Genomic DNA, 7746 nt, shown 5'->3' on the forward strand with positions numbered 1-7746 from the left:
GGGTCAGTGCGGGCTGAATTGGCACATAGGCCGAGTTGCCACCATCGCAAGGGCACGCTGCGGCAAAGCCTGCGGCTGCCACCTGAATAACCGCCGCGACGCTTGCGGCGAACATCGTTGTTCGTCCATATCGACGATGCCGTGTTTGGGACATCTTCATACGCGATCCTTCGCAGTCGGAGATGCATGACATTCCTGAAACTCCACGAACAGCGCCTCATTACACAGACCGCGGCCGCGGCCGAAGTGGCGCGCAAGCGTTTGAGAAACGCTGGATTCGGGGATAAGTAGCGCGGCGAGCATAGCGCTAGACGAGACCGACATTGCGCAACGAACCGGCAATTCCTGAGTTTTCGCTGAAAATCAGGCAAAAATCCCGAACGAATCACGGCATGTCTCGCCGCAGGAGCGTCCGGTATCTCGCTGTCCACCAGCGCAAGCGAGGTCTCCGGCAGCCAAGTATCAAGCCGCGCAAGGAGGATCCGATCGCACACGCCTGGACCGTCCAACGCGAGTCTCTGCGTAAGAGCAACAAGCGGGCACTTGGATCATCCGCAGCCATCGCCTTTTTCGCGGAGAGCCACCACCAATTCCTGCATCCGGGGCGGAGTTTCCGCCGGAGATATGACGGAGTATCGCGTGCGACACCAGTCGTGCAGGTCTGAGAACCGCACCGGTTCACCCGGTTTCGAACGGCCGAGGACGATGCAGTTGCGCACCGGTCCGTTTCGCGACGTCCGTCCGATTCGCGCTACCCCACCATCGACAGCACAACGTCACGAAGGCGACAGCTTATGCAATGTGCACAACCTCTTGACGAAAAGTTTATGTTCCTGCAGGTGGATAGTAAGTGTCCTCGTGCTGTTTGCTTAGGTACTTAAGCCGGGCCTCTATGAAACATCGGGTTTCCGGTCAGCAAAGGAAGAGCACGAGTACATGAGCATCAGCGCAATACGGAAGCATCGCTCACCGGTGGTGGCGGCCCTGGTTCTCACGGGCATCCTGACAGTCATTCAATCCGGGGCAGTCGCCACCGCCGCACCGCCGGAGCTTCCCGCACCACCCGTCCCTGTCCAACCCGTACTGCCGTTCCCGATTCCACCGGCTCCGCCGGAACTCGATCCGGCGTTCTACGCACCACCGGCCGATATCGTCGCCGCCAAGAAGCCGGGCGAGATCATCGCCGCACGCGAGGTGCATTTGGCGTTCTACTCGGTCCTCCCGTTCAACATCGACGCCTGGCAGCTGTCCTATCGCTCCACCAACACCCGCGACCAGCCGATCGCGGCAGTGACAACCGTGATGAAGCCGCGCGGCGACAACAAGGGCGAGCCGAGAAACCTGCTCTCCTATCAGTTCCCGGAGGATTCCAACGCGAATTACTGCGCGGCGTCCTACGCGCTGCAGCAGGCCTCCGTGCCAGGCACCATTTCCGGACAATTCGACATCCCCTTCGAATTCGTCGCGCCGCTGACCGGTTTGGGCGCGGGCTGGGCCGTCGCGATGCCCGACCACGAGGGTCCGAATTCCGCGTTCGCCGCGGGACCACTCGGGGCGAGGATCACCCTCGACGGCATCAGGGCGGTGGAGAACTTCGCACCGATGGGCTTGAACCGCGACACCAAAGTCGGCGTGGCAGGCTATTCCGGCGGTGCCATCACCACCGGCCACGTCGCCGAGATGAAGGCCTCCTACGCACCAGAACTGAACGTCGTCGGCGTCGCCGAGGGCGGTAACCAACCCGATCTGCGCACCACGGTCAACACCGCAAGCAACAACCTCGGCTCAGCGCTGATCCTCAACGGTCTGTTCGGCGTCGCCAAGGAGTACCCCGAGCTCGCGGACTACATCCAGCAGCACATGAACCCGCTCGGCAAAGCACTGATCCCCGTTGGCAACTCGCTGTGCCTCTATTCGGCAGGCATCTTTCCCTTCATGAACCTGCCCGGCCTCTTCGACGAGCCCGATCCGTTGCACCAACCGATCCCCAGCCAGGTCTTCGACAAGATCCGGCTCGGCCACGCGGTACCGGACATGCCGATGTTCATCTACCAGTCCAACCCGGACGAGTTCGCGCCGGTCGGCCCGGTGAACCAACTGGTCGACCAGTACTGCACCGACCCGAAGGCGCGGGTGCAGTACGTTCGCGACAACTTCAGCGAACACATCACCCTGGAAATCATCTCCATGCCACGCGTCCTGGTCTGGTTACAGGACCGATTCAACGGCGTCCCAGTCGAATCCGGCTGCTCGATCCGCGATGAAGGCTCCATGGCCTTGGACCCGGCCACCTGGCCGGTCTGGCTGCGCGGGGTGAGCAACCTCCTCGGCGGCATCCTCCAACAACCCATCGGCAGCCGCTGACGCCACGCCCCACCCCGGAAGCCCGGTCCACCTGGACCGGGCTTCCGGCATCTCAGCTGCGGAATGATCGAAAAATTAGGTAGGTGGACTAACGGACCACCCACAGCGGTCGATGAGCCCAACGGTCCGAACAAGCGGACCGTTGGTATGTAAGGCCGTGATGACAGCACAACCAGCCACCTCCGGCGGCCAGCCGCGACCACAGCGGCGCAGGGGACGATCGAATGCCGTTGCCGCCGACTACGACTGGATCCTCGGCGACAGCCTGTTCCAGGCGTACTGCTTGACCCTCGTCGAGGACTGCGAAGACACCGGCGCCACCAAGACAGCCGCCTTCGCCCTTGCCGAACGACTCACCGGAGTCCTGGTTTCCGACACCGTGCTCTACGACGACGCGGAATTCCTGTGCGGCACAGTACGCATCCCCGATTGACACCCACAGCGGCGGACGGCTGCGCGCCTGCCAACACCCGACGGGGTCTGATCACAACCCGCCAGGCCACTTCTAGAGGAGCGTCATGTCCTACCCCGAACTCCCCGAGCCGGATCCTGGTGAAGTGCTGTTGGTCTGTACGTCCTATCACGACGGCATGGCACGGTGGGGCGGCCTGCTCGACGAGATCGCTGGCCGCCGCGAAGGCGATGTGCTCGTCGTCGGCGACAGCGGGGTGCGGCTGCGCCCGATCGAGGACCACCGATGGAACAAGCTGCACGGCGGAAACTTCCCTGCGCTCGTCCCCGACAACAGCCCGGTACCACCGGTTCTCGTCTTATCCGACATTCCGGCGATATACGGCGGCGACGGACCATTGCTGGTTGACCTGGCGGTGATACCCGGCCGCGGCGTCCGGGTCTCCTCGACCCGGCTCGGCGAGATCCTTGCCGACCTGCTCGGCGGCGTCCTCACCTTCGACCATCTGGTCCGCGACATGGACGTGGACGGCATGTACCAAGGCGACCGCGGCAGACCGGCCTTCCCCGCCCTGCCGACGGCACCACCCCGCCGCCCGTTCCCTCCGCTCCCCGAAACCGACGGAGTACTGCTTGTCCGTACCTTCTTCGGCACCGACGCAGGCTGGCGCGCCCTACTCGACAAGCTGGGCGGACTCGACGAGAACGGCTGGATCGGCGCAAACCCCGACCTGGACAAGATCGACATGGAGCACTACCCGCTGACCGCCCTCACCGTCGACCACCGAGCCTTCAAAGGCCTACTACCAGGCCACGTCCCAGCACTCGTCCCCCCAACATCCCGCTCCCCCATGGTCGTACTCGCCGACGCCAGAACCTTCGCCATCCCCGGCCGCCCCCTAACCGTCGTAGACCTCTACGACACCCCAGGCCACCACACCGTCCTCCCCTACCGCGAGGTCGGCTCCATGGCCTGCAACCTAGAAATCAGAAACACAGATTTCCGCGACTACATCCCCATCGAACCCACAAAGCCACCCCGAAAGGCCTACCACTAGAACGGGCCCCCACCCGGCACCCACGCGAAGGCCGCTAACAGCCGGCTCTCACCATCCCCGGACCGAAATCACGGGGCCAGAGACCTGACACCGCAGGTATCACACTCGATACCCCAGCGCTATCGAACAATTGCCCGACACGGCTGACCATGCGCGCCGCCCAGAATCAAAGAACCAACTATCCCTCGAAGACTGCCCACAGGTGCCCGCACCCGTAACGGCAACGCGCTATTACCTTCTGGAGCTCATGATGAACAATCAGTTGCTGATTGTCTTCTGCCTCGGCATCCTGGCCTACTGGATCGTCGGCACCTTCGTCGCCAACCGAAACTTCGAGAAGCGACACGGCCTCCGCCTACGGATGTTCATGGATGCCAACCCTTTCGACATCGCGATCTCCATCATGCCGCGAGCAGCAATATGGCCGCTGCTCCTGCTCATCCCGAAGCTGGCCAACCCCCAGATGTGCCAGCACCCTCGCCACATCGAAGGCCGAAAACGCGGACTCCGCTACGTCGACGACATCTAACTCGGCAGACAACCATGACATCTGACTCGGCAGACAACCAAGACACCTGAGTTGCCAGACAACCAAACTGGGGGGTTCGGGGGGCGAAGCCCCGCCGAGCGGGGCGTGGGGGCTGCGCCCCCACAAAACACTACGAAATGAGACATGGCCCCCGCCCTCTGGGGGCAGGGACCATGCATCGAATGAAGTGGGCGAAGGGGGACTTGAACCCCCACGTCCCGAAGGACACTGGCACCTGAAGCCAGCGCGTCTGCCATTCCGCCACTCGCCCGAGCGACTCGGAGACAGTATCACGCACTTCCTGCTGACACGAAATCGCCTTGTGGGGCCGCGACGCGGGGGCTGGACAGGCCGGGGAACCTGGGGTTCTGTCCAAGAGTTACAGGTGTGGACGATCGTGGATATCATGCAATGAACGTGCTCGATACGCGACACGCCATATTCGCGCGTCGTTGTTACGGATCCGAAGAAGAGACGCTCACCGAAGGGAGGCCGACATGGGCATCGTTTCTCGGTTCGAGCGTCGCCTTCAGGGCGCCGTCGGTGACGTGTTCGCCAGGGTGTTCGGCGGCAACGTCGTGCCGCAGGAGGTGGAGGCGGCGCTGCAGCAGGAGGCCGCCGATCATGTCCAGGAGCTCGGCAGCGGACATCTGTTGGCGCCCAACAGTTATGTGATCACCATCAATTCTTCCGATCACCAGCAGTTGGACGCAGATCATGACCTCACCACCCGCGCGTTCGCCAAACACCTCCAGGATTACATCCGTGAGCAAGGCTGGCAGACCTACGGCGAAGTACACGTGGCGTTCGAGGCATCACCTACGCTGCACACCGGACAGTTCAGGGCAAGCGGCCGGGTCGACCCGGACATCGGTCGCCGGGCGAAAGCAGCCCAAAGCCCCGAACCCCCGCCACAACGACCTGAAAACCCGCAACCAGGAGCTGGCCCCATGACGCAGAACTCAGGCTACGACCCGAGCCGTGAGCCCGCGGAGTCCGATCCACGCAACCGCGGGTACGCCCCACCGCCTGCCGGTCGTCCGCAGAACGGCGCGTACCGCGAGGACTACGGTCGTGGCGCTGCACCGTACGGTGCGGACTATCAGGCCCCGGACGCGCAGCAGCAGGGGTATGGCGACTACCAGAACGGCTACGACTACCAGCAGGGTGGTCAGGCCTACGGTCAGCCCGGCTACCAGGAGCCGGGGTACGGGCAGCAGCAGGGCTATGCCGCCGATCGCGGCTACGGCCAGCCCGGCTACCAGGAGCCCGGGTACGGGCAGCAGGGCTATCAGGAACCTGCCCCTGGTTACGGCCAGCCCGGTTATCAGGAACCCGGCTACGGGCAACAGCAGGGCTACGGCCAGCAAGGCTACGGCGAACAGGCGTACGCCGATCCTGCCTACGGTCAGCAAGGCCAGGGCTACGGCCAGGCGGGCTACGGCCAGCAAGGCTACGCCGAACCTGCCTACGGCGACCCGGCTTACGCGGATCCGGCCGGCTACGCCCCCGATCAGCAGGGCGAATACGGCCAGGCCTACTCGCAGCAGCCCGGCTACGGCGCGCAGCCCGGTTACGGCGCCGCACCTGCGTACGGCGCTGCCCCGCAAGCGGGTTCGGGCTATTCGGCGACCCTTCAGCTCGATGACGGCAGCGGGCGCACCTACCAGTTGCGCGAAGGCAGCAACATCATCGGCCGCGGCCAGGACGCGCATTTCCGGCTGCCGGATACCGGTGTCTCGCGCAGGCACATCGAGGTCCGCTGGGACGGGCAGACCGCGATGCTTTCCGACCTGGGATCCACCAACGGGACGCTCGTCAACGGCTCACCTGTGCAAGACTGGCAGCTCGCCGACGGGGATGTGATCCGCGCCGGGCACTCCGAGATCCTGATCCGTATCGTCTGATCCCGTAAGCTCGCGATGCAGGTCACGACATGGCCATCAGGGATTCGTCGGTCGTATCGTGATCGAAATCGACCGACGGCCCTATGATGCTGCCAACACACGCACGGCACCGGATACCGGGGTCGGCAAGACCAGCATGCTGGTGGGGGTGGTCGAACCGCACCTACGGCACCGACATACACGGTCGAACAGGAGGTGGAGCGCCGTGCAGGGACTGATCCTGCAACTGACCCGTGCGGGGTTCCTACTGCTGTTGTGGTTGTTCGTGTGGGCGGTGCTGCGCACCTTGCGCAGCGACATCTACGCGGCATCCGGCATTCGGATACAGCCCAGGGCCGCACGCGGTTCCGCGGTGCTGCCCTCCTTCAGCCGGGGCCAGAAGGGCGCCAAATTTCTTGTGGTGACTCAAGGTTCACTCGCCGGCACCCGCATCACGCTCGGCACCCAACCGGTGCTGATCGGACGTGCGGACGACTCCACGCTGGTGCTCACCGATGACTACGCCTCGACCAGACATGCGCGACTGTCTCCCCGTGGCGATGATTGGTACGTCGAAGACCTCGGCTCGACGAACGGCACCTACCTCGATCGCGCGAAAGTCACCACTGCCGTGCGGGTTCCGCTCGGCACTCCTGTCCGTGTCGGCAAAACAGTGATCGAGCTGCGATCGTGACACTCGTTCTCCGCTACGCAGCACGTAGCGACCGCGGTCTTGTCCGTGGCAACAACGAAGACTCCGTCTATGCCGGCGCGCGACTGCTCGCGCTGGCCGACGGGATGGGCGGCCATGCCGCGGGCGAGGTGGCGTCGCAGCTGATGATCGCCGCGCTCGCGCATCTGGACGATGACGAGCCGGGCGACGATCTGCTCGGCAAGCTCGATGCGGCGACCCGCGAGGGCAATGCCGCGATCGCCGACCAGGTCGAGGAGGAGCCCGAGCTGGACGGCATGGGCACCACGCTCACCGCGGTCCTGTTCGCAGGCAAGAAACTCGGCCTCGTGCACATCGGTGATTCCCGCGCCTACATGCTGCGCGGCGGCGAGCTCGCCCAGATCACCAGGGACGACACCTTCGTCCAATCCTTGGTGGATGAGGGCAGGATCACACCGGAGCAGGCGCACACCCACCCGCAGCGCTCGCTGATCATGCGCGCGCTCACCGGCAACGAGATCGAGCCGACGCTGATCATGCGCGAGGCGCGGGCCGGGGATCGTTATCTGCTGTGCTCGGACGGCCTCTCGGATGTGGTGAGCGACGAGACCATCGCGAACACCATGCGCGAGGGCAGCACCGACGAGTGCGCCGACCGGCTCATCGAGCTCGCGTTACGCAGCGGCGGACCGGACAATGTCACGGTCGTCGTCGCCGACGTCATCGATCTCGACTACGGCCAGAGTCATCCGATCGTCGCGGGCGCCGCGTCCGGCGTCGACGAGGACACTCCGCCGCCGAACACCGCGGCAGGCCGCGCCGCCG

7 protein-coding genes and 1 tRNA gene are annotated in these 7746 nt (G+C 64.4%); 7 read left to right on the forward strand and 1 reads right to left on the reverse strand.

Annotation, left to right across the window (positions count from 1 at the left end):
* Positions 1-936: 936 nt before the first annotated feature.
* The 4 genes from NA11_RS29660 to NA11_RS29675 all read left to right on the forward strand — a co-directional run bounded on the left by NA11_RS29660 (position 937) and on the right by NA11_RS29675 (position 4362).
* The gene (locus NA11_RS29660; RefSeq protein ID WP_069165328.1) at positions 937-2364 is read left to right on the forward strand and encodes a lipase family protein; all 1428 of its coding nucleotides are present in this window, start codon (positions 937-939) and stop codon (positions 2362-2364) included.
* Between the two features lie 160 nt (positions 2365-2524).
* On the forward strand, positions 2525-2797 hold the full coding sequence (locus NA11_RS29665) for a DUF6461 domain-containing protein (RefSeq protein WP_069165329.1): 273 nt from the start codon (positions 2525-2527) through the stop codon (positions 2795-2797).
* An 85-nt stretch (positions 2798-2882) separates the two neighbouring features.
* Positions 2883-3833, forward strand: coding sequence for a DUF6924 domain-containing protein (locus tag NA11_RS29670; protein WP_069165330.1), 951 nt, complete (start codon positions 2883-2885; stop codon positions 3831-3833).
* 202 nt (positions 3834-4035) lie between these two features.
* Positions 4036-4362: a hypothetical protein gene (locus NA11_RS29675; protein WP_141717913.1), complete on the forward strand. Its 327-nt coding sequence runs from the start codon at positions 4036-4038 to the stop codon at positions 4360-4362.
* Between the two features lie 188 nt (positions 4363-4550).
* Here NA11_RS29675 and NA11_RS29680 read toward each other — a convergent pair.
* Positions 4551-4633 (reverse strand) — tRNA-Leu (locus tag NA11_RS29680).
* 226 nt (positions 4634-4859) lie between these two features.
* On the opposite strand from NA11_RS29680, the gene NA11_RS29685 reads away from it, so the two are divergent.
* From NA11_RS29685 to NA11_RS29695, 3 genes are all read left to right on the forward strand, one after another.
* Positions 4860-6269, forward strand: coding sequence for an FHA domain-containing protein (locus NA11_RS29685; RefSeq protein ID WP_069165332.1), 1410 nt, complete (start codon positions 4860-4862; stop codon positions 6267-6269).
* A 205-nt stretch (positions 6270-6474) separates the two neighbouring features.
* Positions 6475-6942 (forward strand): FHA domain-containing protein FhaB/FipA, encoded by a 468-nt coding sequence (locus NA11_RS29690; protein ID WP_069165345.1) that lies wholly within the window; start codon positions 6475-6477, stop codon positions 6940-6942.
* Positions 6939-7746 (forward strand): PP2C family protein-serine/threonine phosphatase (locus NA11_RS29695; protein ID WP_141717914.1); only part of this gene is annotated, 808 nt, incomplete at its 3' end. The genes NA11_RS29690 and NA11_RS29695, both read left to right, overlap by 4 nt.

It is taken from the genome of Nocardia altamirensis NBRC 108246, from assembly GCF_001612685.1.
Lineage (GTDB): Bacteria > Actinomycetota > Actinomycetes > Mycobacteriales > Mycobacteriaceae > Nocardia > Nocardia altamirensis.

Excerpts from the sequence above, each read along its gene's own strand:
- NA11_RS29660 (WP_069165328.1), top strand. The coding sequence starts at position 937 with ATGAGCATCAGCGCAATACGGAAGCATCGCTCACCGGTGGTGGCGGCC.
- NA11_RS29665 (WP_069165329.1), top strand. The coding sequence starts at position 2,525 with ATGACAGCACAACCAGCCACCTCCGGCGGCCAGCCGCGACCACAGCGG.
- NA11_RS29670 (WP_069165330.1), top strand. The coding sequence starts at position 2,883 with ATGTCCTACCCCGAACTCCCCGAGCCGGATCCTGGTGAAGTGCTGTTG.
- NA11_RS29685 (WP_069165332.1), top strand. The coding sequence starts at position 4,860 with ATGGGCATCGTTTCTCGGTTCGAGCGTCGCCTTCAGGGCGCCGTCGGT.